This is a genomic window from Telluria sp. LT1R51-2, assembly GCF_059685775.1.
The window spans coordinates 377,399-404,303 of sequence record NZ_JCASIM010000002.1 but is presented as its reverse complement, the minus strand read 5'-3'; the positions used below and the strand labels follow the sequence as shown (position 1 = coordinate 404,303).

15 protein-coding genes are annotated in these 26,905 nt (G+C 68.1%); 7 read left to right on the top strand and 8 right to left on the bottom strand.

The genetic code is table 11. The features are described from left to right. Positions 1-81: 81 nt before the first annotated feature. The 3 genes from AC56LH_RS19975 to AC56LH_RS19965 all read right to left on the bottom strand — a co-directional run bounded on the left by AC56LH_RS19975 (position 82) and on the right by AC56LH_RS19965 (position 4,821). Positions 82-1,713: a M28 family peptidase gene (locus AC56LH_RS19975; RefSeq protein WP_499649058.1), complete on the bottom strand. Its 1,632-nt coding sequence runs from the start codon at positions 1,711-1,713 to the stop codon at positions 82-84. Between the two features lie 109 nt (positions 1,714-1,822). Beyond that, entirely contained in the window at positions 1,823-4,075 is a 2,253-nt protein-coding gene (locus AC56LH_RS19970) for a M28 family peptidase (protein ID WP_499649056.1), read from the bottom strand. Positions 4,076-4,158: 83 nt separating this feature from the next. Further along, positions 4,159-4,821, bottom strand: coding sequence for an energy transducer TonB (locus AC56LH_RS19965; RefSeq protein ID WP_499649054.1), 663 nt, complete (start codon positions 4,819-4,821; stop codon positions 4,159-4,161). A gap of 333 nt (positions 4,822-5,154) precedes the next feature. On the opposite strand from AC56LH_RS19965, the gene AC56LH_RS19960 reads away from it, so the two are divergent. Genes AC56LH_RS19960 through AC56LH_RS19945 form a run of 4 tightly spaced genes read left to right on the top strand, consistent with a single transcriptional unit; the run spans position 5,155 to position 10,034 of the window. Beyond that, positions 5,155-5,805: a response regulator gene (locus AC56LH_RS19960; protein WP_367612158.1), complete on the top strand. Its 651-nt coding sequence runs from the start codon at positions 5,155-5,157 to the stop codon at positions 5,803-5,805. Between the two features lie 3 nt (positions 5,806-5,808). Then, the gene (locus AC56LH_RS19955) at positions 5,809-6,762 is read left to right on the top strand and encodes a hypothetical protein (RefSeq protein ID WP_499649052.1); all 954 of its coding nucleotides are present in this window, start codon (positions 5,809-5,811) and stop codon (positions 6,760-6,762) included. Next, positions 6,759-8,315, top strand: coding sequence for a HAMP domain-containing sensor histidine kinase (locus AC56LH_RS19950; RefSeq protein ID WP_482896958.1), 1,557 nt, complete (start codon positions 6,759-6,761; stop codon positions 8,313-8,315). The genes AC56LH_RS19955 and AC56LH_RS19950 overlap by 4 nt, the downstream gene beginning before the upstream one ends. Positions 8,316-8,342: 27 nt before the next feature. Further along, a complete protein-coding gene (locus AC56LH_RS19945; RefSeq protein ID WP_499649050.1) occupies positions 8,343-10,034 on the top strand; it encodes a M14 family zinc carboxypeptidase in 1,692 nt (563 codons plus the stop codon). A gap of 51 nt (positions 10,035-10,085) precedes the next feature. Here AC56LH_RS19945 and AC56LH_RS19940 read toward each other — a convergent pair whose 3' ends face one another. The 3 genes from AC56LH_RS19940 to AC56LH_RS19930 form a co-directional block, all read right to left on the bottom strand. Continuing rightward, positions 10,086-11,897: a DUF885 domain-containing protein gene (locus tag AC56LH_RS19940; protein ID WP_499649048.1), complete on the bottom strand. Its 1,812-nt coding sequence runs from the start codon at positions 11,895-11,897 to the stop codon at positions 10,086-10,088. 24 nt (positions 11,898-11,921) lie between these two features. After that, complete coding sequence (locus AC56LH_RS19935; RefSeq protein ID WP_499649046.1) at positions 11,922-13,058, bottom strand: branched-chain amino acid ABC transporter substrate-binding protein; 1,137 nt, start codon at positions 13,056-13,058, stop codon at positions 11,922-11,924. Between the two features lie 84 nt (positions 13,059-13,142). Beyond that, the gene (locus AC56LH_RS19930; protein WP_343028404.1) at positions 13,143-13,628 is read right to left on the bottom strand and encodes an Lrp/AsnC family transcriptional regulator; all 486 of its coding nucleotides are present in this window, start codon (positions 13,626-13,628) and stop codon (positions 13,143-13,145) included. A gap of 149 nt (positions 13,629-13,777) precedes the next feature. Between AC56LH_RS19930 and AC56LH_RS19925 the strand changes: the two genes are divergently transcribed. From AC56LH_RS19925 to AC56LH_RS19915, 3 genes are all read left to right on the top strand, one after another. Beyond that, positions 13,778-15,334: an aminotransferase class V-fold PLP-dependent enzyme gene (locus tag AC56LH_RS19925; protein ID WP_499649044.1), complete on the top strand. Its 1,557-nt coding sequence runs from the start codon at positions 13,778-13,780 to the stop codon at positions 15,332-15,334. A gap of 180 nt (positions 15,335-15,514) precedes the next feature. Beyond that, positions 15,515-23,767: a GH36-type glycosyl hydrolase domain-containing protein gene (locus AC56LH_RS19920; RefSeq protein WP_499649042.1), complete on the top strand. Its 8,253-nt coding sequence runs from the start codon at positions 15,515-15,517 to the stop codon at positions 23,765-23,767. Between the two features lie 230 nt (positions 23,768-23,997). Beyond that, on the top strand, positions 23,998-25,152 hold the full coding sequence (locus AC56LH_RS19915; protein WP_499649040.1) for a sensor histidine kinase: 1,155 nt from the start codon (positions 23,998-24,000) through the stop codon (positions 25,150-25,152). An 18-nt stretch (positions 25,153-25,170) separates the two neighbouring features. Here AC56LH_RS19915 and AC56LH_RS19910 read toward each other — a convergent pair whose 3' ends face one another. Then, positions 25,171-26,058 (bottom strand): PfkB family carbohydrate kinase, encoded by an 888-nt coding sequence (locus AC56LH_RS19910; RefSeq protein WP_499649038.1) that lies wholly within the window; start codon positions 26,056-26,058, stop codon positions 25,171-25,173. Beyond that, on the bottom strand, positions 26,055-26,894 hold the full coding sequence (locus AC56LH_RS19905) for a LacI family DNA-binding transcriptional regulator (RefSeq protein WP_499649036.1): 840 nt from the start codon (positions 26,892-26,894) through the stop codon (positions 26,055-26,057). Before AC56LH_RS19905 ends, AC56LH_RS19910 begins: the two co-directional genes overlap by 4 nt. Positions 26,895-26,905: the final 11 nt, after the last annotated feature.

Below are 26,905 nucleotides of genomic sequence, written 5' to 3'. Positions count from 1 at the left end.
GGCGTGATGCTACAACGAGAAACGGGCTGGCGCGCACTCGTCATGCACGCCAGCCCGTTCAGGTCCTGCTACCCAAGCGAATTATTTCGCCGTTTCGCGTGCCTTGCCGAACGGGTCGCCCGCTTTCCAGGCCGGCATCTTCGGCGCATCGGCCACCGCGCGGCCCAGGTTCAGCGTGAACTGCGCCTGCTGCACCATGCCCGACAGATCCCAGCTCGGATCGTATTCGTCGCCCACCTGGTGGTATTTGGCGCGGTAGGTCTTGGCCTTGGCGTTGTTCGCGTCGACGTCTTTCACCCAGCTGCTGCCGGCGCCGACCGAGAAGGCGGGTACGCCGGCCTTGGCGAAGCTGAAGTGGTCGCTGCGGAAGTAGCCGCCGCCCAGATCCGGCTTGCTTGGTGCAATCACCAGGCCCATCGACTTGGCCACCGTGGCCGCCATCGCGCCCAGTTCGGTGCGCTCGCTGCCCGGCACGCTGACGTCCTTGACCAGGCCGACCCAGTTCAGGCTATCGAGGTTCAGGTTGGCGGCGGTCCTGGCGATCGGCCACAGGGGCGCGGCCACGTAGGCGGCGCTGCCCAGCAGGCCTTGCTCTTCGGCGCCGACCCACAGGAACATCTGGCTGCGCTTGGCCGGGTTCTTCACTGCTTCGGCGGCCATTGCCAGCAGCGCGCCGGTACCCGATGCGTTGTCGACGGCGCCGTTGAAGATGGTGTCGCCCTCAGTGCCTTGCTTGCCCATGTGATCCCAGTGCGCCGAGTAGATCACCACTTCGTCTTTCAGCTTCGGATCGGTACCCGGCACGACGCCGGCCACGTTGAATTCTTCGAGCGTGCGCACCTGCGCGCGCGCCTCGCCCTTGACGCGGGCATTCAGTGCAACCGGCTTGAAGTTCTTGTCTTCAGCGGCGGCGCGCAGCTTGTCCAGATCCTGGCCGGCGGCTGCGAACACCTTGCGCGCCGTATCGTCGGTCATCCAGCCCTGCAGGCCGCTGCCCACTTTACCTTCGGTGAGCTGGAAGCGCTCGGCGTTGGCCCAGCTGTTCTGCACCACGCTCCAGCCATACGAGGCCGATGCATCGGTGTGGATCAGCAGGACACCGGCTGCGCCCTGGCGCGCCGCTTCTTCGAGCTTGTAGGTCCAGCGACCGTAGTAGGTCAGGCCCGCGCCGTTGAAGCGGTTTGCTTCGGCGGCGGTCGGCGCCGGATCGTTCACCATCATCACGATCACCTTGCCCTTGACGTCCATGCCCTTGAAGTCATCCCATTTTTCTTCCGGCGCCACGATGCCGTAGCCGACGAAAACCATCTCGGCGTCGAGCGTGTGATCGGCCTTGCCATCGCCCGGGCCCCAGACCCAGTCCGCGCCGAACTGCAGCGGCACGGCCTTGCCGTTGGCGACGATGCCGACATTGCTCTTCTCGGGCAGCGAGCGCACGCCGGCGATTTTGACCGGCTGGCGGAAGCTCTTGCCGTTGCCGGGTTTCAGGCCCACGGCGGCAGCTTGCGTTTCAAGATACGTGACGGTCAGCTCGCCGCCGCGCTGGCCAGTGCCGCGGCCTTCAAGTGCGTCGGACGACAGGAACGCCATGTGCGCGCGCAGCGGCGCTTCCTGGACGGTGGCCTTGGCTCTGGTCTGGGCATGGGTCGGGAAGGCCAGCGCGAGGCTGCCGGCGAGAGCGGAGAGGATGAGGGAAGAGACGATCTTGTGCATGGAGTCCTGCTACGAAGTGAATGCCGCGAAGTTGACGCTGCATGGTTAATCAAGCCATTCATCGGGAAGGGCGCACTCGTGGCGCGCGCGGCCATTTTATGACAACTTGTCAGTAAAACCGCAGGATATCGGTCGACATCGTCGTGCCCAGCTGCGGCGCTACGCCTTGCCGGTCCGCTGGCAAGAGATGCCGTGGCAGGCCGGGCATGTGTTCCTGCACCGTGATGGCGAAGATCTCGTTGGGCTCACTTTCAATCTCCAGCTGCAGCATCCGGTCCTGCATCCCGTACAGCGACAGCGACCATGCGCTTTCCTTATCACTGAGCGTCACGCCGTCGACGCGCGAGCGCAGCGCCTTGGTGCCGTGCATGGCCAAGGCGATATGCGGGGCGCGATTGGCCGAGCGCACCGTGAATCTGGCCAGCCGTACATTCCCGACGTGGTTGCGCAGGATGAAGCACTCGGGGAACGCGATCGCGTCGTCGCGCGGCGCGACGGCGTACCACTGGGGCGCGCTGCGCAGGCCAAAGACTTCGACGAAGACGGTCGGCCTGGCGCGGCCTGGGAACAGATCGCGGCGCCAGTCGGCGAGCGGCTGCTGCGGCAGCAGCCAGTAGGCGCGCCACGAGTTCATGTCCTTGTAATAGACCAGCCCCTCGAGGTTCGCGGGGGCGACCGCTGGCCCATGTGGCGCCACCGCGCCATCCGGCAGTGCCAGGCAGGCGGCCAGCGCCAGTGCCAGCGCGCCCGTCACGGCGGCTCTGCTGCGCAGCATCAGCAGCGGGCTGGCAAAGCACAGCATGGGCAGCGCCATCAACATCGGCGGGACATGCATGTGGCCCGGTGCAAGCAGGATCCAGGCATCGCGCAGCGCCGGCGGGAGCAGGCTCGCGGCCGGCGCCAGGCCGGCCAGCAGCACCAGCAGGCGTATATTTGGGCCTTGCTGTTCGCCCCAATGCGTATGCAGCAGCGTGAAGGCGCCGAGCGCTGCCACCAGCGGCCAGGCCAGCAGCGGGGCGAGCGTTGGCAGGAACACCGCGGCGAAGAGCAGTACCAGCGTCGGCCAGGCCAGCGCGCCGAGCACCGTCGCGGCCGTGCCCACACTGCGACGCAGCAGGTACAAGCCGGCCGCGAAGACGCAGGCCGTGACGACGGCAACGATCAAAGGCAGGCGGTGCTCACCGGCCAGGCCGGCGGCGGCCAGCTCGCTGTCCCAGCTCCAGGTGCCCACGCGTACCACGAGCAGCAGGAAGCACACGCCGAACGCGCCCTGCGCTGCGTCCAGCACGCCGTCCTGGCCGAACTGTCCGCGCCATGCGCGCGCCAGCATCAGGCAGGACAGGATCGCCGGCACCCACACCAGCCACGCCGCATGGTGGACGGGCCCGATGATCTGCAATGCAAAGTAGACGTGCGCTGCCTGGCGGCCCGGTGCCAATGGCGCCGCACCGTAGGCGCGGGCCAGGCGCAGCATCGCGTCGCCCAACTGACGCGGCGGGGTGTCGGTCGCGCGTGGCTCGCCGCCCCCGAATAGCAGCACCGGCGCATCGAGCCGGGTCAGTGGGCCGATATGGGGCGCGTCGCCCAGCAGCCATGCCAGCGTCGCGTTCGCGGATGCGCCGCGCAGCTCGGGCGCCGCCCGCATCGAGCCCGCCAGCGCCGGTGCACCCGCGCCGCTCGCCTCCAGCATGCGTAGCGGGCCGTCGACGGCGCCATCGAACCGGAGCGCCATGCCGATGCGGCGGGCCAGCGGGTGCTGTTCGACAAATCCTCGGGACCCCAGCATGCCAACCCGCTCGCCGTCGGCAAACAGCAGCACGATATCGTTGGCCGGCGGGGCCGCGCGCAATGCGCGGGCGGTTTCGAGCAGCGCGCTGACGGTGGCCGCACCTAGCAGGGCATCACGCGGCGCCGCGCCGCTGTCGTAGTGCGTTGCCAGCAGCAGGGCGGGGCGCCGCGCAGCATCGGGCGCGCTGCCCGGAATCGTCACGACGACGTTATGCACGACCCCGATCGTGTGGTGAATGCCGCCGAACAGCCGCGTGACCGAGGTGCGTACGGTGGCGCGCTGCACGACAGGCGCCAGTCCCATCGCGCGCAGTTGCGTCACCAGATAGGCGCGCGCGTGCGCATTGTCGCTGCCGCCGATCGAACGGGGGCTGGCTGCCAGTGCCCGCTGATGTTCGTTCGCGCGCGCGGCCCACGCAGGGGACGCGACCGATGCGACGGGCGCCGGTACGTCGGGCGGGGCCAGCGCCAGCCAGCCCAGAACGACGAGGGCGGCCAGTGCGACAGCGCCGGCAAGGGCATGTCTGAAACCCGTGATATGGAAAGCTGGTGTTACGGCGCGGACGGCATCCATCGGTTGTTCTCCATGCACCTGTCATAAGGGCGAAAAAAAGCCCGCCGGATCAAGAGGGGCGGGCGAAAGAGGGTCGGTCCTGGTTACTCGAGTGTCCAGACATAGGCGAGCTTCGCCCATCCGGCTTCGGCGACGCCGCCCTGCATCGCGGGCCGGAATGTGCATGTGATCAAAGCGTTGATGGCGGCGCGATCTAGCTCCCGCGAGCCACTCGACGACTGGACGCGCGCATCCTGTACGCGTCCATCGGCGCCGACCAGCAGCGCCAGCGTCACTGTGCCGGTGTCGCCATTGCGCGCGGCGCGCACCGGATACGCAGGCTTGGCGCAGCCACTGGCGTCGGCCAGCACGGCGCTGCGCAGCAGGCCATTGCTAGTCGATGGCTGGGTGGCTGGCGCCGGTGGCGCTTCTGTTTGCAGCGGCGGGGCCGGCTCTGGCGCTGGCTCGGTGCTGGCCTGGACCGCAGCTTGGGGCGGCGGCGCGGCAATCTCGACCTCGACCTTCGGCACCACGATGTCGGGCGGCGCCGACCGGACTTGCGGCCTGGGTGGTTCGGGTGGCGGCGACGGTTGCGGTATCTCGGGAGTCATCCACACCATGGGATCGTCAAAAATGGCGGGCAGCGAGATCGTCTTCGCATTCATGACGTGCACGACGCCCATCGCAACGAGCACGTGCAGACCGGCGACGAGGACAAACTTGCCAGCTTTGCCGCTGGCGCCATCGTGGATGTAAGAACCATGCATATCGACCTCCCGGTGATTGTTGAAGGATGCATATCTACCGCTGATGGAATCAATATATGCTAGAGCCTAGCAATTTGCAAAGCTATTGTGAAGTAATTTGAGTTCTATTCTTGGGTGGTTTAGAGTGCGATGATGTTCCGGGCATGCCCAGCCAATGCGCCGCCTCAGCGCATATTGCATGCGTTATCCGCCCTTTTACCCATCGCTTCCCCGCCCGTTGTGTGAAATAATTCCCCTCTATCCCGGGGCCCATTGTCCCGGTCGTGCATGCCGCACTCAGGCACCGCACGCGCAACGCATGTGCACCACAGGCCCCCGCGCCAGGAGAACAAATTGGCAGAACAGAACAAACCCATCCGCGTCATGCTGGCCGACGATCACCCCATCGTCATGACCGGTTTCGCCATGTCGCTCGAAGCGGCTGGCATGCAGGTGGTGGGCCAGGCCAAGACCCCGAGCGAAGCCACCGCGCTGTACGCGGCCGAGCAGCCCGACGTCGCCGTGCTCGACATGCGCTTTGGCACCGAGCTGACGGGCATGGATGCGGCGCAGGCCATCCTGAAGTCCGACCCGGCGGCCAAGATCGTTTTTCTCAGCCAGTTTGACCAGGATAGTCTGATCAAGGAAACCTACCGCCTCGGCGCCCACGCCTTCGTCACCAAGGATTGCGATCCGGCCGACCTGGCCACCGCCGTGCGTCACGCGCACGAGGGCAAGCTGTACTTCCTGCCGCACATCGCGTCGCGCCTGGCCAGCATGGCCGTGCGCGGCGAAGTCACGCCGCAGTCGCAGCTCGACGAGCGCGGCCTGGAAATCTTCAAGTTCATGGCCGAGGGCATGACCAATGCCGAAATCGCCGAGCGGCTCGATCTGTCGACCAAGACCATCAGCAATATCAGCCAGTCGATCAAAGAGAAGCTGGGCGTGCACCGTCAGGCCAGCATCACGCTGCTGGCCGTCAAGCACGGCCTGATCGAGCCGTAAGCGATGGCCAATCTCCTGCGCCGGATGCAGAACGCTTCACGTGCGCGTTCGCTGGCTCCGCTGATCGCGCTGACATTGACACTGGCCGCCACCGGCGCCCATGCCGTCCAGGCCCAGCAAACCGAGCGCGAACGCGAAGAAGTGCAGGGCTACCGCTTCCAGATCATCACCGGTGACGACAGCGCGGTCACGCACCGCATCGTCGACGACCTGTACAAGCGCCTGGTGCCGACCTTTGCCGCGTTTCGCACCGAGCTCGCGCAGAAGCGCCGCATGCTGTATATCGCGGTCGGCCCGACCGCCCTGCGCGATGCGCTGTCGCGGCGCTGCGATTGCGTCGTCATTTCGGCCTATACATCCAGCCAGGTGTGGCGTGGCCTGACGGCGCGCCTGCCCAAGCCACGCCGCGCGGCCATCACGGCGGTGTACGCCGAGCCGGCGCCGAACGACCAGATGCGCCTGGCCGAACTCCTGTACGGTCGTCCGGTGCGCGTGGGCGTGCTGCTCGGTCCCGACACCGCCTTCCTGCGCCCGGTGCTGCACGACGCCGCCGAGATCCAGATGTTCACGCCGGGCGACGACCTGAATCACACGCTGGGCAGCATGACGCGGGCAGAAACACTGCTGGCGCTGCCCGACAGCGATATCTACAACGCCGAAAACGTGCGCAACATCCTGCTCTCGACCTACCGCCGCAAGCAGGGCGTGATCGGCTTCTCGGCCGACATGGTCAAGGTGGGTGCGCTGGCGACCACGTATTCAGAAGTCGAAGAAATCAACGCCCAGGTGGCCGAGATCACGGCCGATTTTGTGCGCACCGGCGAACTGCCGGCGCCGCAGTTCCCGCGCTACTTCCGCACGATCATCAATGAAGGCGTGGCCAGTTCGCTCGACCTGCGCCTGACAGACGCCGCGCGCAACTTCGCCCGGCCGGCACCGGTGCCGGCGGCGCGATGAACCTGCGTTTCTGGCGCGGCTGGGGTGTCGGACGGCGCATGGCCGTCATCACGATGCTGCCGGTGATCCTGCTGTTTACATCCTTCGTCTGGTACTCGTGGTACGCGCACCGCGCCCAGGTGGCCGAAGAACTGGCCGAGCGTGGCCGCATCCTGGCACGCGCGTTGTCCGAGACGTCCGAGTACAACGTCATCTCGGGCAACCTGTCCGACCTGCGCCTGACCATCAATGGCCTGGTGCAGTCCGACCGCAGCATCTACCGCGTCGACGTCATCGACGGCAGCGGGCGCGCGGCCGTGCGCGTGGTGTCCGAGTCGGCGCTGGACGCCCAGTCCCACTACTACGAAGCGCCGATCCGCAAGCAGGTCGTGTGGATCAACCTGTTCTCGGACAACGGCACGCCGCACGTGTCGGCGTCGAGCGATTCGCGTCCGCCCACGCTCACCACCGAAGTGGTGGGCTGGGTGCGGGTGACGATGTCGCCGGCGAACATGATGGCCAAGCAGACCGACCGCTTCCAGATCGAACTGTCGATGGCGGCGCTGGCGCTGGCCGCCAGCGGCATCCTGGCCTGGGTGCTGGCGCGCTCGCTGATCGTGCCGCTGCGCGAGGCGATCGGCACGCTGCGCCAGATCCGGGGCGGTAACTTCCGCGTCCATCCGCCGGTCACCACCGGCGGCGAGATCGGCGAGCTGCAGTCGTCGATCGGCGAGATGTCGCTGGCGCTGGGCGAATCCAAGCGCGACCTCGAAAACAAGGTGGCCGAGCGCACGCGCGACCTGCTCGCTTCGCGCAACGAAGCGCTGCGCGCCGACGCCGACAAGCGCAAACTGATCCAGAAGGTGAATGAGATCATCGAGGACGAGCGCAAGAGCATCGCGGTCGAAATCCACGACGAACTCAATGCGTCGCTGATCGCGGCGCGCCTCGAGGCGCAGGCGATCGGCCTGCTGGCGGCCAAGGCGCCTGCCGGTCCCGAGGTGGTGGAAATCAAGCGCAAGTCCGAAGCCATCACCAAGCTCGCGCTCGACCTGTACGCCAACGGCCGGCGCCTGGTGCGCCGCCTGCGGCCCGAGGTGCTCGACATGCTCGGCCTGCACGGCGCGGTCGAAGAGATGGTGCGCCACTACGACACCACGTCCGGCTGCCGCTTCGACCTGCACAGCGAAGGCGACTTCGCGCGCCTGTCCAACGAGCTGGCCATTTCGGCCTACCGCATCGTGCAGGAGGCGCTGTCGAACGTCATGAAACACGCCGCGGCGCGCTCGGCGCACGTCAGCCTGCTGCTCGACGAAGGCAAGGGCATGCTGCGCATCCGCGTGGTCGATGACGGCGCCGGCTTCGACACGGCCAGCGCCTCCGAAGGCATCGGCATCATCGGCATGCGCGAGCGCGCCTACGCGCTGCACGGCACGATCGAGGTGCGCTCGAGCCCCGGCGAAGGCACCGACGTCGCTATCGCCCTGCCATTGACGCTGGCGCCGCCGGCGCCGACCGCGTCCACTGCGCCCGCCGCGACTGCGCCTGCCACACCGCCCGGCGTCATCCTGTAAGCATTACCTCTACCAGAGAAGAACACCATGGCTACTGCACCCCTCACGCCCTATGAACAAGGCAACCTGAACCAGACCACTACCTGGGCCGACTGCATCGCCTGGTATCACGACCTCGCGCGCCAGTATCCGGCCGTGCTGCGCTTCGAACAGGTGGGCGTGTCCGATGCCGGTGTGCCGATCCACGCCGGTGTGGTCAGCAGCGACGGCGTGTTCGACCGCGCCGCGATCAAGGCCGCCGGGCGCGCGGTCTTCTTCAACAACAATGGCATCCACCCGGGCGAGCCGGAAGGCGTCGATGGCTGCATGGCGCTGGTGCGTGACTTTTGCCTGGAGCCTGAACGTTTGCATGCGCTGGGCACGACCGTGTTCCTGTTCGTCCCGCTGTACAACGTCGACGGCGCCTTCAACCGCGCCGACACGTCGCGCGTGAACCAGGACGGGCCGGAGCAGTTCGGCTTCCGTGGCAACAGCCGCCACCTTGACCTGAACCGCGACTTCGTCAAGTGCGACACGCTGACGGCGCGCGTGTTCAACGAATTGTTCACGGCCTGGGACCCGGACGTGATGGTCGATACCCACACGTCCAACGGCGCCGACTACAGCTACACGATGACGCTGATCCACACGCAGGCCGACAAGCTCGGTGGTGGCCTGGGCGAATTTTTGCGCGCCGAGATGCTGCCCGCGATGTACGCCGGGATGGATGCGCGCGGCTGGCCGACCTGCCCGTACGTGAACCCGGTGCAGGACAGCCCGGACCACGGCATCGCCGAATTCCTGGAAACCGCGCGCTTCTCGACCGGCTACGCGGCGCTGCACCACACGATCGGCTTCATGCCCGAAACGCACATGCTCAAGCCGTTCCGGGACCGCTACGAATCGATGCGCGCATTGGTCGACGTCGCACTGGCCTTCACCGTGCAGAATGCCCCGCGCATCCAGGCGCTGCGCCGCGCGGCGAAGGATGCGGGCCGCACGCAAGCCGAGTGGCCGGTGCGCTGGAAGATGGACGAAGCCAATCCGTCGAGCTTCCGTTTCAAAGGGTATGAAGCCAGGTATAAAAAGAGCGTGCTGGGCGACTATGCGCGCCTGTACTACGACCGCAGCAGCGTCTGGGAACGCGATATCGCCTACTACAACCGCTTCCCGGTGGATGCGAGCGTGCCGGCGCCGCAGGCGTACGTGGTGCCGCAGCAGTGGCGCGAAGCGATCGAGCGCCTGGAATGGAATGGCGTGCGCATGGAGCGCATCGAGGCCGACCGCATGCAGCAGGTCGCGTACTACCAGATCGACAGCGTGACCTCGCGCCCGAGCGCGTACGAAGGCCACATGTTCCATGACGACGTGGTGCTCGAACGGCGTCACGCCAGCGTGCAGCTGCGTGCGGGGGACATTCTGGTGCCACTGGACCAGGACAATGCGCGCTACGCGGTCGAGACGCTCGAGCCGCTGGCGCACGACAGCTTCTTCCGCTGGGGCTTCTTCAACAGCGTGCTGGAAAAGAAGGAAGCGTATTCGGAGTATGTGTTCGAGGACGAGGCCGAGCGGCTGCTGGTGCAGGAGCCGGCGCTGGCGGCGAAGTTTGAACAGTGGAAGAGTGAGAATCCAGCGCTGCTGACCAATCAGGAAGCGGTGCTGGACTTCATCTTCGCCAACTGCGCGCGCTACCGCGAGCCGGAATGGCGCCGGTATCCGGTGTTTATGATCGAGCGTTGAACAGCGCGTTGAACAATACGGTGGACGGCCTGGCCGTCCACCGTACCGGTGTTACTTCGACGCTGCAATCCAGCGATCGACCTTCGCTTCCAGCACTGCCAGCGGCAGCGTGCCTTCATCGAGCACCACGCGGTGGAATGCCGGCAGGTTGAACTTGTCACCCAGTGCTGCCTGCGCGCGCTGACGCAGTTCCATGATCTTCAGGGCGCCGATCTTGTACGCCAGCGCCTGGCCCGGCATCACCATATAGCGCTCGATCTGGGCGCGTGCTTCCAGTTCCGAGTAGCCCAGCGTCTCCCGGAAGTACGTGATCGATTGATCGCGGCTCCAGCCCTTGGTATGCATCCCGGTGTCGACCACCAGGCGTGCGGCGCGCAGCATCTCGTCGTTCAGGTGGCCGAAATAATCTTCCGGCTTGTCGAACAGGCCCATCTCCTTGCCCAGCGTTTCGGCGTACAGCGCCCAGCCTTCGGTGAACGCCGTGTTGCCGCCAAACTTGCGGAAGTTCGGCAGGCCCAGCTCCTGGGTCAGCGCGATGTGGAAGTGGTGGCCCGGCTGGCCTTCATGCAGGTACAGCGTGACCATGCCGGTGCTGCCGTACTTGGTCGGATCGTTCACCACCGACCAGAACACGCCGGGGCGCGAACCATCGGCGGCTGGTGACGAGTAATGGTCCGACGCCGTCTCGCGCGTCAGTTCCGGTTCCAGGCGCACTTCGAGCGGCGCCTTCGGCATCAGCGAGAACAGCTTCGGCAGCTTGGTGCGCACGTCGGCGTCGATCTTCTCGAACACCGCGATCACTTGCGCATCCGACGTGAACGGCTTGTACTTCGGCTGCTCCGACACCCAGCGCGGCAGGCCGGCCGCAGGACCGGTGTACCCCATCTTCGGGCCGATCTTGCCGTACTCGCCCTGGATGCGCGCCACTTCCTTCTGGCCGATCTCGTGGATCTGCTCGGGTGTCAGGCTCGTCGTGGTCATCGCTGCCACGCGCGCCTTGTACCAGTCGGCGCCGTTCGGCAGTGCGCCCCAGCCGGCCGTCGTGCGGGTGGCTGGCATATAGTCCTTTTCGACATACGTGGCCAGGCGCGCCAGTGCCGGATTGAGCTTCTCGCCCACCGTCTTGCGGTACGACGCCGTCAGCTTGGTCTTGTCGGCGCTCGAAAAGCCCGCCGGCAGCGCCTTGATCGGGCTGTAGAAGATGCTGGCCTCGGGCGTGGCCGCGACCAGTGCCTTCAGTTGCGGCAGCAGCGACATCATCGGCTCGCGCGGATGCACGACGCCGCGCTTGACGCCTTCGCGCATATTGGCGATCGCCTGGTCGATGTAGGCAACCATCTGGTCAAGGCGGCTCAGGTAATTGCGGTAATCCTGCGGCGTGGCGAGCGGCTGCGCGCCCTGGCCGCCGGCGTAGTTGGCCATGAAGACCGGCATGTTGAACATCTGGTCCACCGGCAGCAGGTGCTCGGGGAAGGCGCCCAGGCGCAGCGCGGTCTCTAGCTCGAACTTGACGATGTCATAGCTGGCCTGGTCACGCGGATTCAGACGCTCGCGCGGGATCGCGCCCAGGCGCTTCAGGTAGCCGCGGTACAGCACGAACTGGGCGTCGCGGTTTTTCGGGGCGATCGGCAGGCCAAGCTGGCCGTCGAAGCGGCCGTCGCCGGACTCGGTCGCCCAGACCGGCTCGAAGCGTGCGTAGGCGTCGTAGTATTCGTCGACCAGTTTGTTGATGGCCTTGCCGGCCTGGGTGTCGGCAGCCGATGCCGATGCTGGTGCGGTGGCCGTGACCGGCGCGGCGCCGGCACTGGCGCACAGAAGCAGGGCGGCCGTGGCCAGCACGCCGGTTTTGAAGAATGGGTTCATCGTGTTCGAGGTCCTGGTAAAGAATCAGTAGCTGGCCAGCGGCGTGAGGGCGCCGTTCTTGAATGTGTAGACTGTGACGGCCGTTTTCTTCAGATTGCCCTTGGGGTCATAGCCGTAGGTGCCCACCACACCCTGGTAGCTGATCGTGTGCATCGCGACGCCAACGGCCTTGGCATCGACCGTCTTGGCCGACTGGATCGCCTGCGCGATGAACTTGGTCTGGTCGTAGAACGACGGCGCATACACGTCCGGCTCGCGCCCGAAGCGCTTCTTGTAGCCGGCCAAAAAGGCAGCGCCACCCGGCTGCTTGGCGACGATCGCGCCGGCCTGCGCGCAGCGCACGTTCTCGCCAACTGCAGCGCCGCCGAGTCTTGCCATCTCGGGGCTGCACAGCGTGTCGCCGCCCAGCAGCGGCACGTTCAGGCCGAGCTGCTTCATCTGGCGCACCATCGGCGCGGCCTGCGGCGCGTAGCCGCCGTAGAAGATGGCGTCGACTTTCTTGGCGCGCAGCGCGGTCAGAATCGCGGCGAAGTCGCTCGCCTTCTCGTTGGTGAACTCGTGGCCGGCGACCTTGATGCCGGCCTGCTGCGCCTGGCGCTTGAACTCCATCGCGATGCCCTGGCCGAACGCCGTGCGATCGTCGATCACACCGATGTTCTTGATCTTGAGTTCCTTGGCTGCGTAGCCGGCGACCGAGGCGCCCACCTGCGTATCGCTCGCGACGATGCGAAACACGGTCGGGTAGCCGCTGGCGGTGATCTTGGGATTGGTGCCGACCGTCGACATCAGGATGCCGCTGTCGTTGTAGACGCGCGAGGCGGGAATCGCCACGCCGGAGTTGTAAGGACCCAGCACGAACTTGACGCCGGCGTCGGCGAATTTCTGGGCCACGGTCACACCCTGTTTCGGGTCGCCCGCGTCGTCTTCGGATTGCAGCACGAAGCGCAGCACGTTGGCGCCGACCTGGATCTTCTGTGCGTTGAGCTCTTCGATGGCCATGCGCACGCCGTTTTCATTGTCCTTGCCGGCAAACGCATTGGCGCCCGACAGCGGACCGCTGACGCCGATCTTGACGACCTGCTCGGCAGCGTGCGCGTGCACGCCGATGGTGGCAATCAGTGCGGCCAGCGCCAGCGGCGCCATGGTGATTTTCGATGGCATTGACTCAGTCTCCCGTTGATGTGGACGGGCGCCATCATCGCACGATTCATGTACACGGCGAAAGCGCAGAACGCCTGTAAAGACTCAGGTTGGCGTGCCGTGCGAGATCAGTTCAAGGGGCAGGGCGGTGGTGGACTTGATCTGCTCCATCGAGAACGCCGACGAGACGCCGGTCAGGCGCGCGGTCTTGATCAGCTTTTTATAGAAGCGGTCGTAGCCGGCGATATCGGTGGTGACGACCTTGAGCAGGTAATCGACGTCGCCGCTCATGCGATGGAACTCCAGCACTTCGGGCAGCGCGATCACGGCGGCGGCAAAACGCGCGAGCCATTTTTCATCGTGCTCGGGCGTCTTGACGCTGACAAACACGGTGACCGGCAAGCCGACCTTTTCGCGATTGACGATGGAAACGCGGCTTTCGATGAAGCCTTCTTCTTCCAGGCGCTTGACGCGTTTCCAGCAAGGCGTGCTGGACAGCCCGACCTTTTCGCTCAGCCCCGAAATGGACAAGGTGGCATCCGCCTGCAGGGCAGCAAGGATCGCGCAATCAAACTTGTCGAGTGAATTCATATTCCGCATTGCTGATTATAAGAATAATTATCCTACTGTTTGATCGGAAACCAGAAAGTTTGGAACGTATTGACCGTCTTTAGCCCGTACCATATTACTGGACAATAACATGTTGTGCGACACCTTTTTTATATTTTTGGCACCTATTCATGCAGACCGAAATCTACCTCGATACCAATGCGACCTCACCGGTATTGCCGGCCGCGGCAGCCGCCGCCATGGCCGCCATGCAGGACGGCTTCGGCAACCCGAGCAGCAGCCATGCGACGGGCCTGCGCGCCCGGGCACTGCGCGAGAGCGTGCGCGCCAGTGCGGCCCGCGTGGTCGGCGCGGGGGATGGCCGGTTGATGTTCAACAGCGGCGCCACCGAAGGCATCCAGACGGCCGTGCTCTCGGCCCTGTGCGCAGTGCGTGAGCGGCGCGCGCGCGGTGAAGCCTGCGGCGACATCGTCCTGATCGGCGCGACCGAACACAAGGCGGTGCCTGAAAGCCTGGCGCACTGGAACCGCCTGCTCGGCACAGGCCTGGAACTGCGCATGCTGCCGGTCGATGGCGATGGCCGCCACCGGCTCGACGTGCTGCGCGCATTGGCACCGCGCGTGGCATTGGTGTGCACGATGGCAGCGAACAATGAAACGGGCGTGGTGTCCGACCTGCACGGTATCGAAGCCGTTTTGCGTGACACTGGCAGCGACGCCCTGTGGCTGGTCGATTGCGTGCAGGCGCTGGGCAAGCTCCCGCTCGACCTGGCCGCAAGCCGCATCGACTACGCGCCGTTCTCGGGGCACAAGCTGTATGCGCCGAAAGGTATCGGCATGCTGTACGTGCGGCGCGGTGCGCCCTACACGCCGCTGATGTGCGGCGGCGGGCAGGAAGACGGCCAGCGTTCCGGCACCGAAAACATGGCCGGCATCGCAGCGCTGGGTGCCGTGTTCTCGGCGCTGGAGCGGGGCGACACCTTCCGCGACGGCGCCGCGCTGCTGGCATGCCGCGCGCGCCTGGTAGCGGCGCTCGAAGCGGCCTTGCCCGGCATCGTGTTCAATGCGCCGATGGCGCTATCGCTTCCCACGACCATCAATTTTTCGGTGCCGGATGTCGCCAGCGCCACGCTGCTTGACCTGTTCGATGCCGCCGGCATGCGCGTCAGTGCCGGCTCGGCGTGTTCTGCGGGGAAAGCCGGGTCGAGCTACGTGCTCGATGCGATGGGTGTGCCGGCCTGGCGCAGCGCGGCGGCGGTGCGCCTGTCGTTTGGCGCGCTGCTTGACGACGCGTCGCTCGATCTGGCCTGCGAGCGTATCGCGCGCTGCGGCGCCGCGCTGGCCGCGCCGATGCCGATGCCGATGTCAGGCGCCGAGCCGGCGATGGATGGCGCCATCGACAGCGCAATGCTGGTGCCCGCCGATGCTGCCCGCAACTGGCTCGCTGCGCATCCGGAAGCGCTCGTGATCGACGTGCGCGACTTGCGCGAACACAGCGTCGCGGGCACGGGTACGGGTGGGGGCGCGGTTCGGCTGCACGGCCACGCGGTACGCAACGTGCCGCTGGCGTGCGTTGCCGACGAGGCGCCCCAGTGGCTGGGCGTGGCGGCGCCGCTGCTGTTCGTCTGCCGCAGTGGTGTCCGCAGCGCCCGCGCGGCGCAGGCCTTGCGCGCTCTGGGTCATCCCGGCGCCTGGTCGCTGGTAGGCGGGTTCGCGCTCGCCATCTGATCGCCGGGGCGCGGATGCCTGCCGCCCATCGGTGGGGTGTGTTCGTCAGCGCACAGTAATGACGCGGGTCTTTGCCTAGCATGGGATCAGCCGTGCGCGCCCAGCGTTTCCTGCCCTGATCCGTCCCGGACGCCACTGTGCTCCAGCGGTCTGCTGCGCACGCTCAGTCCCGAGGCCCCGTTGAACGTCAAGAACCACAACCTGCCCGCCGGGCAGCGCACGCCGCATGATGCGGCGCGTGCAACCGGCGACGATGCGCCATGGCGCGCAGCACCTCCCGGCGCGCTCCAGCGCGCGGAACACGCACGCCAGTTGGCGGCGCGCCACGTACTGCAACCCACCACGGCCGGCAAGGGCGGCGCCAAGGCCTTGCGCGCACTGCTGGCGACGAACGCCGACGCTATCGCCGCTTCGTGCGACGCGCTCGACCAGGCCGCGCGTACTGGCTTTGCGCTGCCGCCTGCCGGCGCGCGCCTGCTCGACCAGCACCACCTTCTCGACGCCCAGGTGCGCCTGGCGCGTGACGGCCTGCGGCCTGGCGCTGCGGTCCTGCCGACACTGGCGCCGGATGGCGCCGTGCGCGCCTGGCGCCTGGTGCTCGACGTGGTCGCGCATGGCGATGGCCGCATCGACGCGGATGAACTGGCGCTGTTCGTGGGCGCTTACCAGGAAAGCGCACTGCTGCGCATCGCCGAACTGGACGCGCTGCCGGCGCTCCTGCGCCTGGCCCTGATCGACAACCTGCGGCGCCTGGCTGCGCGCGCAGCGCGTGCCTGCGCCGCGCATGAACAGGCCGCAGGGTGGGCCGTGCGCCTGCTGGACACGGCAGAGACGCGGCCCGGTGACCTGATCCTGCTGGTGGCCGACATGATGCGCAGCGTCGAGGCCAGCGACAGCTTCATCGCCGAACTGGCGCGGCGCCTGCACGGCCGCGGCGGCGCCGTGACCCAGGTCCTGGACTGGCTCGACGCGCGCCTGGCCGATGCCGGCACCAGCATCGCGCAGCACACGCAGCGCGAACACAGCGAACAGGCCGAGGATGCCATCTCGGCCGGCAACACCCTGGCCAGTCTGCGTCTGCTTGGCGGGATCGACTGGCGCGCGTTCGCCGAGACGCATGGCGCGGTCGACGCGCTGCTGCGCACCGATCCGGATGGCAGTTACGCCGCCATGGACGGCGCCACCCGCGACAGCTACCGGCACGCGATTGCGCGCCGCGCCCGGGCTGCCAAAGTCGATGAAGCCGACGTCGCGCGCGACGCGCTGACGCTGGCCGGCACGCATCGCGCACCAGGCGAAGGTGGCCTGGACGTGCGCACCCGTCACGTGGGCCACTACCTGCCGGCCCTGGCAAACAGGGCGCCGGTTGCTGCCCGCATCGGCGCGACTGCGGTCCTGCTGCTGCTGTTGACGGCCGCCATCCTCGTCCACGCGCGTCAGGGCGATGCCAGCGCGTGGTTGCTGGCGCTGATTGGCCTGCTGGCGCTGCCGGGGGCGAGCGCGCTGGCGCTGTCCCTGGTGCGCATGATGGAACGCTGGCGCATCCCGCCTGTCACCACGCCGCGCATGGATTTCAGCGCCGGCATTCCTGACGCATGCCGGAGCGTCGTTGCCGTCTGCGCGCAAGCGGGCGACGCTGCCGCGATCGAACGGCTGCGCGCAGAACTCGAAGTGCGTTACCTCGGCAACCGCGACCCGAACCTGCGCTTTTGCCTGCTGCTCGACCTGCCCGATGCCGCCAGCGCAACGCTGCCGGCGGACGACGCCTTGCTGGCGCAGGCCAGCGCCGCCATCGATGCATTGAATGCGCGTTATGGCCATGCTGACGCCGGACCGTTCATGCTGCTGGTACGGGCGCGCACCTGGAGCATCGACCAGCAAGCCTGGATCGGCCAGGAGCGCCAGCGCGGCCAGATCGCCGACCTGAACGCCTGGCTGTGCGGCGCGCGCGAACGCTTCCTGCTCGCTGCCGGCAACACCGGCGCTGGCACTGCGATGCGCTACGTGATTGCACTCGATGCCAACGCCGGCCTGCCGCGCGACGCCGCGCGCAGCCTGGTAGCCGCGATGGCGCATCCGCTGCACCAGCCGGTACAGGATGACAGCGGCCGCGTGCTCGAAGGGCACGGCATGCTGCTGCCCGCCCGTGGCCCTGCGCCACCGGGCCATCGCGCGCCGCGCTTTGCCCGGATGGGCGGGGCTGCGCAGGCCGCAAGCCACGGCTGGGTCGCGATTCACGACGTTGACGCATGGCGCCGTGCCTGCGGCGATGTTCTGCACGACGACGGCCGCGCCTTGCCCGGCCCAGTCGAGCGGGACCGTCTGCGCGCCGGGCGCGTGGCGGACGTGCGCGTGAATGCGCTGCGCGCGCCCACGTATGGTGAATACATGCTGCGCCGGCACCGCGCCGTGCGCGCGGCCTGGCAATCGGCACATCGCCTCGGCCGTGGCCCCGATGGCCTCAAACACGCGCATGCACGCTGGACGCTGTTCGACGCGCTGCGCGCCAGCCTGGTCGCGCCGGCGTCGCTCGCACTGCTGATCCTGTGCTGGAGCCTGCTGGCCGCGCCCGTGTTCTGGACCGCGGCGGTGCTGGGGATCGTGTTCGTGCCGGCGCTGGTCGGCATGCTGGTGGCGCTGGGAGACCGGCCACTCGACGCACCATGGCGCCAGCACCTTGACGGCTGGGCGCGTGGCGCCCGCGTGACGCTCACGCGCAGCGCCTTGTGGGCAGCCTTCCTGCCGCATGCAGCACTGGTCGATGCCCATGCCCTGGTGCGTGGGCTGTGGCGCCGGCATGTGACGCAGCGCGGCTTGCTCGATACGCAAGCAGGGGCAGCGCCTGGCCGCTCGCTGGAAATCAACGGCCGCGCCATGTGGTTCCCGCCGCTGCTGGCGATGGCCACCGCGATGCTGGTCAGCTTTGCCAACCCCTACGCCGTGTTCGCCACGGCGCCGCTGCTGCTGGTGTGGTTCCTGTCGCCGGTGCTGGCCTGGTGGACGAGCCAGGTGACCCGCCGCAGCGTGCGCCTCGCGCCGGCGCAGGACGGATTCCTGCGCGCGCTGGCGCGCCGCACCTGGGGCTTCTTCGAACGTCATGGCGCCGATGGCCATGGGCTGGCGCCGCACGCCGTGCTTGAGCATCCCGAGCCGGCGGTCGATGCGCGTGTCTCGCCCGATGGCATTGGCCTTGGCCTGCTGGCCACACTGAGTGCACGCGACTTCGGCTTCCTGCCACTGGGCGGCCTGCTGGAACGCAGCGAGCGCACGTTCGCCTCGCTGGCGCTGCTCGAACGCTGGAACGGGCATCTGCTGCACTGGTATGACGGCGCCACGCTGGCGCCGCTCGAGCCACACCATGTCGATACCGCGGCCAGCGGCAGCCTGGTGCTCGCGCTGCGCACCTTTGTCGTCGGCATGGACGAACTGCTTGACCAGCCGATCGCCGGCGCGGCGCCGGACGGCATCCGCGCCACATTGCTGGTCGTGCGCGAGCACGCGCACGACGCGCCGGCCCCATTCGTCAACGCGCTGGACGAGATGGAGGGCGCGCTGGCGCCCGAGCGCTGCCGCGCTCTCGATACGCTGCCGGGCCTTGCCGACTGCCTGCGCCTGGCGCTGGCCAATGCCGAACGCCTGACAGCCAGTCTGCCTGAGGACATGGATTCAGCACTGGTCGCCTGGGTCGAGCGTCTGCTTGCCAATTGCACCGCGCAGCTGGACGACCTATATGCGCTGGCGCCGTGGATGCGTGCAGTCCAGGAATACGTGCTCGAGGCCAGCCTGACCCGCATCCCGACACTGCGCGAACTGGCGCAGCTTGGCGCGCCGGCAACGGGTGGCGCTGGCCTGGCTGTCTTGGTGGATGCGGGCCGCGCTTGTGCGCAGGAGCGCATCGAACGGCTGGCCGCACTGGCCGATGCTGCGCGCGATACCGCGCGCATGGACTTCGGCGCGCTGGTCGATCCCGCCACCGGTCAGCTGGCAACCGGCTACGATGTGCGCGACAAACGACTGGACCGCGACAGCTGCGACTTGCTGGCCGCCGCATCGCGCATGGCCAGTTTTGCCGCTGTAGCCCAGGACCAGCTGCCGCAGCAGCACTGGTGGTCGCTGGGCCGCCCGCTGCGCATGGCCGGTGCGAATACGCTGCTGCTCTCGCGCCGTGGCGCCATGGCCGACCTCCTGGCGCCGCAACTCTGGATGCCGGACTGGCGCGACACGCTGCTCGATAGCGCTGCCCGCGCGCTGGTGCGCGCGCAGGTCGCGCATGCCAAAGGCAAGGACGTGCTGTGGGGCTTTTCGCCATCCCGCTGCAATGCCGTGGACGCTGCCGCGCGCTACCGGTCTGGCCAATTCGGCTTGCCCGCCGCGGCGCTGCAGCGCCAGCGCGATGACGACCTGGTGGCGGCGCCGCATGCCGCCGCGCTGGCGCTGGGCGTGACGCCCGGCCTGGCCAGCAGCAACCTGCGCGCCTTCGTGGCGCAAGGCATGCTGGGCGAGCTTGGCTTGTACGAGTCGCTCGACTACGCGCCGGCGCGCTTGCCCCAGGGCGAGCGTCAGGTCGTCGTGCGGGCCTATGCCGCGCACCATCAGGCGATGACGCTGCTGGCGCTGGCCCGCCATCTGCTGGGCGAGCCGATGCAGCGCCGCTTCTGCCGCGACCCCGAATTCCGGGCCGCGCTGCCATTGCTGCAAGAACCGGTGCCGGTCTCCGGCGCTGCCCCCGAACGCCATTACACCGGCGCAGCCACCGCCAGCCAGGGCGTGAGCGCGCGCCCGTATGCCCGCGTGATCGGCAGCGAGCCCCCGGCGCTGCCCGAAGTCCAGTTGCTGTCCAACGGCCGCTATCACCTGGTCGTGGCCAGCGATGGCACTGGCGCCAGCCGCTGGGATGACAAACAGATCACCCGCACCGGCATTGGCGAAACCGGTTTGACCTGCCATGTACGCGACGTTGCATCCGGCCAGGTCTGGCCGGGCCTTCTGCCAGAGAGCGAGCGCGAAACCGTATTCTCCGAGGGTCGGGCCAGCGTGCGCTGTCTGGACAGTGGATTGGCCGTGCACACCGATATCGTGGTGGCGCCGGACGACGACGTCGAGCTGCGCCGCATCCGCATCGTCAATCAGGGCCTGCAGCCGCTGACGCTGGAACTGACTAGCAGCGTAGCGCTGGCCGGACCGGCGCTCGAGCCGGGTGGCCGCAGCCATGTGATGATCGAATTTGACGCCGTCAACGACAGCCTGCTGTGCGTCACGGCGGCCGACGCGCCGGTCGTCATGCACCGCATGGCAGTGCGCGACATCGCGCCTGCCGTCACGGTAGAGACAGACCGCGCACGCTTCATCGGTCGCGGCCACGATCTGCGCGCACCGCAGGCGATCGGCGCCGGCGGCGCGCTGCCCGGCCTCGTGTCCGAACCGGACGAACCGCTGCTGGCCTTGCGCCGCACCGTCACGCTGGCGCCGCAGCAGGAGATCACCGTCGACCTGGTGCTGGGCGTTGCCGCCAGCCGGGCGATGGCACGTGAACTGGCGGCCCGCTACAGCGCCGGCCACGCGGTCGACCGCGCGATCGACGCTGCCTGGACCCAGGCCCAGGCCTTCCTGCGCCGCATGGACGTGAGCGAAGCCGATGCGCAGCTGTGCAACCGCCTGGCCGGCTGCCTGCTGCAGCCGGTACCGGCCCTGCGCGCCGACCCGGCCGTCATCGCGCGCAATGTGCGCGGCCGCGCCGACCTGCTGGCCTGCGGCATCACTGGTGAGCAGCCGGTGCTGCTGCTGCAGCTGGCGGACGGTCCCGATACCGGTCTGGCGCGCCAGGTGCTGCAGGCGCATACCTACTGGCGCAACCGCGGCTTTGCCGTCGACCTGCTGGTGCTGTGCGACAGCCGCGCCGTGCGCGAGGGCGTGATGACGCTGGCGATGGCACTGGTCGATCCCGACACCTTCGATGCGCCGGGCGGCGTGCATCTGTTCCTGCGGGAGAGCGTCGCGCAGGAAGACCGCATCCTGTTACGCTCGAGCGCAAGCGTGCTGCTGCTGTCTGGTCGGGGCGATCTGGCAGACCAGTTGCGCCGCGCCGCACGGCCAGGCGCCGCCTTGCCGTCGCCACTGGTGGCTGGCGCGGCGACGCCGTGGATGACGGAAGCATTGCCCACCGTGCAGCCAGAACGCCTGTTCGACAATGGCATCGGCGGCTTCACGCCGGATGGCCGCGAGTACGAGGTGCGCAGCAGCGCCGCCGTGCCGGTGCCGCAGGCGCCCTGGGCCAACCTGCTGGCCAATCCCGGCTTCGGATCGGTGCTCTCGGAACGCGGCCATGCGGTCACCTGGAGTGGCACGCGCGCTGCGCGCCTGAGCGCCGGCAGCGATGATGTCGCACCGCAGGATGGCGAAGCGTTCTACCTGCGCGACGAGGACAGCGGGGCATTCTGGTCGCCCACGCCGTGGCCGGCGCCATCGGCGGAACCGTATGTCACCCGGCATGGCGTTGGCTACACCGTATTCGAACACGGCGCGCACGGCATCCATTCGGCGCTGCGCTGCTTCGTGGCGCCGGATGCGCCCATCAAATACAGCGTGCTCCGGCTGCGCAACGACAGCGATGCGCCGCGCCGTCTGAGCGTGACGGGCTTCGTCGCGTGGCAGCTCGATGCGATCGACGCCACCCCCGGCCTGCAGATCGTCACCGGCATCGACCTGGCCAGCGGTGCGCTGTTCGCGCGCAATGCGTTCAGTGACGACTTCCGCGACCAGGTGGGGTTCTTCCATGTCGATGCCGAAGACGTCGCCGCAACCTGCGACCGCGACGAATTCATCGGCCGTCAGGGCAGCATCGCGCAACCGGCGGCGCTGGGGCGCAGCAGCCTGTCCGGCGCCAGTGGGGCAGGGCGTGCACCGTGCGCGGCCTTGCAGGTGCCAGTCACGCTGGCGCCGGGCGAAGAGCGCGAACTGGTGTTCGTGCTGGGCGTGGCCGGTCCCGGCACGCTTGACGCCAGCCGCGAGGTGCAACTGCACGGCGGCGCGCGCGCCAGCGCCGCCGCGTGGGAACGCCTGCGCACCTGGTGGAACGGCACGCTGGGTGCGGTCGAATTGCGCTCACCCGATGCATCATTCGACCTGCGTGTGAATACCTGGCTGCCGTATCAGGCGATCAGCGCGGCGTGGGGCGAGCGCTGTCCCGCCACGCGCCTGCAGTCGCTGCTGGCCAGCGTGCATGCCCGGCCCGAACTGCTGCGCAACGCGTTGCTGCAGGCAGCGCGCGACTTCGCCACGGCGCAGTCCAATCTGCCGTCGCCCGTGGTCGACGACTTCCTGTGGCTGCCGTACGCGCTGACGCGCTACCTGGCCGTGACCGCCGACGATGCGCTGCTGGCCGTACTGCCATTCGGCGCCGATCCGGGCGACGCAACGCGGCTGGTCGCCGGGGATGACCTGTACCAGCACTGCGTGCACGGTCTGCGCGGCTGCCTGCGTTTCGGCCAGCGCGGCCTGCCGCTGGCGGCGGCGCGCCTGCATCACGATGACGTCACGGGCCGTGTCGAAAGCGTGCGCACGGGCTTTTTCATGGCGACCGTGCTGCAGCGCTTCGCCGAGGTGGCCGACCGGCGCGGCGACTTCGGTTTTGCCACCACCTGCCGTGGCGCCGCGCTGGCGCTCAGGGCGCAGTGCGAAGAACATGGCTGGGACGGCGACTGGTACCGCTGGACGTGGCTGGACAGCCGCAATGCGCTCGGTTCGATCGCCAACGCCGCCTGCCGCGTCGAGTTGTCGACCCAGGGCTGGGCAGTGCAGGCCGACGCCGAACACGGTGCAGCCGCGCTGCGCGCCGCAGCGCTGCGCCTGGTCGACGAGGCGCACGGCGTCACGCTGCTGTGCGATCCGGCGGTCGACGGGCACTGGAGTGAGCGCGTGGTGGCCAGTCCCGGCCAGGATCATGGCGCGGTGGCGCTCGCAGCGACCGGGTTTGCGCGGCTGGGCGACGCCGGCCGCGCGTGGCAGCTGGCCGGCATGCTCGATCCGCTGGCGCCGACCCTGGCGCCGGACCGGATGGCCGACGGCGCTGCGCCGCCGTACTTCCTCACTGGCGGCGTGCGCACGGTGGCGCCGCACATCGGCCGCGCCATCGGCGGCGTGCATACTGCCGCCGCCGGGGCCACCTGGCTGCTGGCGCTCGAGGCGCTGCTGGGCGTGGCGCGCAACGGTGCGCGCCTGCACCTGACGCCGCACCTGGCGCCTGGCTGGGCCGGTTTCAGTCTGCGCTACCGCTATCACAGCGCGATCTACGAGATCACGGTGCATGCGGGCGACGGCATGGAAGGCTTGCTGCTCGATGGCCAGCCGTGTCCTGACTGGACGTTCGAACTGCAGGATGACCGGCGCGATCACCGGGTGGAATTGTGGATCGCGGGGACGCCGGCCGGCGCGTAGGGTGGCGGGCGTTTCGCGGCGCCCCGCCCACGTCAGGCCGGGCGTGGCGGCCCAGCCACAGCCTGCGCCGAAATCGCCGGGCGTGCTGGCCGGCTGCGCGGCACGCATCAGCGGGCGCTATATAATTCGGGAACGGTCCCTGATCGCCGCTGATCTTCTCTTATTGACCATCGATCGCGCTTGCCGCGCCCGGCCCTGACACTGACACTGATCCTGACACTGACGACTGCATGACACTAGCCACTGACCAGAATGTTGACCGCCACGGTATTTCGCCTACCGGGTTGCAATTCATCGCCATCCGCGACGCCGTCATGGATCGCTGGGAACGGGAAGTGCGTGCACGCGTCGAAGGCGCCCGGAATCTGCTGCGGCCCGTGTTGACCAACACGCTGCCGGCATTTTTTGACAATATCGCCGAAGCCCTGAGCCCGGACCACCCGCGCACGCAGGCGGTGAGCGGCAACAATTCAGCCAGTGTCCACGGGACCGAGCGGGCCCGCATGACCCCGTTCGGCCCCGATCAGGTGGTCCACGAATACCAGATCCTGCGCGAGTCGATTGCGGTTGTGGCCAAGGGCAGGGTGTCCCTGGACGACGACCACTGGCGCATCATCGACGCGTCGATCAATGCCGCCATGCGCGAGGCCGTGCGCTCGTTTACGCAGATCCACGAAGATCTGCGGCACAAGATGGCGGCCGCCCTGTCGCACGACATGCGCACGCCGTTGTCGGTGGTTTCGCATGGCGCGCAGCTCATGTCGATGACGGCCGACTGGTCGCAGGTAAAGAACATCGCTGCCCGCATCGGCACCAACGCCGACCGGCTCAACGAGATGATGGCCGAACTGCTCGACGCCCTGACGTTCCAGGGCGCGGCGAAGATCCCGCTGCACCTGTCGCACTTCGATATCCTGGGACTGACGCGCGAACTGGGCGAGCAATATGCGCATGGCCAGCACGGCACGCAGGTCGTCGTCGACGTGACCGGCGAGCCGGTCACCGGCCACTGGTGCCGCGCGTCGCTCTGGCGTGCGCTGGAAAATCTGGTCAACAATGCGATCAAGTATGGCGATGGCGGCACCGTCACCATCATGGCGCACCAGACGCGCGGACGCCTGATGCTGACCGTTCACAACGAAGGCAATGCGATTCCCGAAGAGCAGCACAACCGGATCTTCGAGTACCTGCGCCGCGAAACGGGGCCGTTCTCGGCCACGGGCTGGGGCATTGGCCTGCCGTTCGTCAAGGCCGTGGGCGAAAGCCATGGCGGCAGCGTGTCGGTCGACAGTTCGCCCGAGCTGGGCACGACGTTCCTGATCGACGTCCCCGTCGACTGCCGTCCTTTTGTCGGTGACGGCGCCCAGTGCGCCGCCTCGGCCTGATGCCACGGCAGGGCGCGCTCAGCGGGTAACCATCACCGCGCCGAGCAGCGCCCGGACAGCGTCAAGGCCTGGTGCCTGCGTCCCGCCCATGCGGCCTGCGGCGCCCCCTGCCGCCACCGCGAATGCCAGGTGCGCGTCCATGCCCGCATCGGGCCACTGCTGCAGCGAATAAATCAGCCCGGCCATTCCCGCCTCACCTGCGCTCACCGCGCCCATCGCATCGACCACGTTGACCACGTCCACCGCCGGCGCCTGCGCATGCCACGTCTGCACGCCGTGATACAGCGATGCCCCGCCATCCCTGCGCGTGAGCAGCACCAGCGCGGCCGGATTGCGCGCGCGCAGGCGACCCAGCGAGCCTAGCGTGTCGTGGCTGCGAAACAGTGCGCGCAGGTCGTCGTCAGCCACCTTGATCACGTCGGCCAGCTCGCTCATGCGTCGCAGCGTCACGTCGTACGCTGGCCCCATCAGCGCATGCCAGTGCGGGTCATAGCTGATGCGCAGCCCGTGCGCTTTCGCCTGTTCGGCCAATCCGATCAGCGTGAGGTCGAGCGGTCCGCGCGCCAGGCGGATGCTGCCGACGTGCAGCCACTGCACCTGTTGCTGCCAACCGGGCGGCATGCTGGTCGGCTCGAACAGCAGGTCAGCCGCATCGTCGTGGGGCATGTCGGCCCGCTGCAGATAGCGCAGGTCCAGCCCCGCCGCCGCGCTGGCGCGCCACAGCGCATCGCCAGCCACGCAGCGGCTGATGGCGCCGGCGAAACCACTGGCCACGCCCAGCCCCGCCAGGGCACACGCCACGTTCCAGGTCGGGCCGCCAGTATGGCTGCGCCTTGTGTCGCCGTCCCGGCGCAGCCGGTCGGCCAGTGCCTCGCCCGCGCAGACAATGGCCGCAGGCGCGGTCATGGCGCATCGCCGTTGCTGCTCGCGCGGACCACCAGCCGCAGCGTGAGGGTCTGTTCGACGCCGGACGTGGCAGATTTGTCGAGCAACAGGTCCACGCCCATCCGGCCCAGCAGATCCTTGTCGATGCTGACGCTCGACAGGGGCGGGGTCGCGGCGGCGGCGGCGCTGATGTCGTCAAAGCCGACGATCGCGATGTCGTGCGGGACCTGCAGGCCGCGCGCCAGGCAGTGGCGCATCGCCGCCAGCGCGGCGCTGTCGTTGTAGCAGAACAGCGCATCGGGCCGCGGTTCGCGCGCCAGCAGGGTGTCGACCGCCCCGTGCAGATTGTCCTGCGTGTCGCCGATGCTGGGCAGCTGGATTTCGAGGTCGGGATCGGCCAGCATGTGCGCCTCGAACAGGGCCCTGCGAAAGCCGCGATAGCGCTCGAGGATGCTGTGGTGCGACAGCGGCCCGGTGAGCGTCGCGATGCGGCGGCGCCCTAGCGCGAGCAGGTGGCGCGTGGCCAGGTAGCCGCCCAGCGCATGGTCGGGATTGACCGAGCGGTAGCCGGGCAGGCGCATGTCGAGCAGCACCAGCGGTTTGCCGGTGTCGCGCAGCGCAGCCACCAGTTCCGGTTCAAAGAAGCCGGCGCACAGCAACGCGTCCGGCTGGTGCAGGCGCACCAGATCCAGCACCGGCTCGGCCGGGCCGACCACGACGAACGAGAGCGCGATGCCGCGCTTGCGGCAGGCATCCTCGGCGCCGTGCAGCACCGGCAGATAGAACGGGCTGGCCGATTGCGTGTTGTGCTGGCGGTGCAGCATAAAGGCGACGCGGCGAATCTCGCGAATCGGCATCGACGGCGTCG

What these genes read in the sequence shown, in the direction of transcription:
- AC56LH_RS19940 (WP_499649048.1), bottom strand. Translation starts at nt 11,897, where the DNA reads ATGAACCCATTCTTCAAAACCGGCGTGCTGGCCACGGCCGCCCTGCTT.
- AC56LH_RS19925 (WP_499649044.1), top strand. Translation starts at nt 13,778, where the DNA reads ATGCAGACCGAAATCTACCTCGATACCAATGCGACCTCACCGGTATTG.
- AC56LH_RS19975 (WP_499649058.1), bottom strand. Translation starts at nt 1,713, where the DNA reads ATGCACAAGATCGTCTCTTCCCTCATCCTCTCCGCTCTCGCCGGCAGC.
- AC56LH_RS19905 (WP_499649036.1), bottom strand. Translation starts at nt 26,894, where the DNA reads ATGCCGATTCGCGAGATTCGCCGCGTCGCCTTTATGCTGCACCGCCAG.
- AC56LH_RS19945 (WP_499649050.1), top strand. Translation starts at nt 8,343, where the DNA reads ATGGCTACTGCACCCCTCACGCCCTATGAACAAGGCAACCTGAACCAG.
- AC56LH_RS19930 (WP_343028404.1), bottom strand. Translation starts at nt 13,628, where the DNA reads ATGAATTCACTCGACAAGTTTGATTGCGCGATCCTTGCTGCCCTGCAG.
- AC56LH_RS19935 (WP_499649046.1), bottom strand. Translation starts at nt 13,058, where the DNA reads ATGCCATCGAAAATCACCATGGCGCCGCTGGCGCTGGCCGCACTGATT.
- AC56LH_RS19915 (WP_499649040.1), top strand. Translation starts at nt 23,998, where the DNA reads ATGACACTAGCCACTGACCAGAATGTTGACCGCCACGGTATTTCGCCT.
- AC56LH_RS19970 (WP_499649056.1), bottom strand. Translation starts at nt 4,075, where the DNA reads ATGGATGCCGTCCGCGCCGTAACACCAGCTTTCCATATCACGGGTTTC.
- AC56LH_RS19965 (WP_499649054.1), bottom strand. Translation starts at nt 4,821, where the DNA reads ATGCATGGTTCTTACATCCACGATGGCGCCAGCGGCAAAGCTGGCAAG.
- AC56LH_RS19910 (WP_499649038.1), bottom strand. Translation starts at nt 26,058, where the DNA reads ATGACCGCGCCTGCGGCCATTGTCTGCGCGGGCGAGGCACTGGCCGAC.
- AC56LH_RS19950 (WP_482896958.1), top strand. Translation starts at nt 6,759, where the DNA reads ATGAACCTGCGTTTCTGGCGCGGCTGGGGTGTCGGACGGCGCATGGCC.
- AC56LH_RS19955 (WP_499649052.1), top strand. Translation starts at nt 5,809, where the DNA reads ATGGCCAATCTCCTGCGCCGGATGCAGAACGCTTCACGTGCGCGTTCG.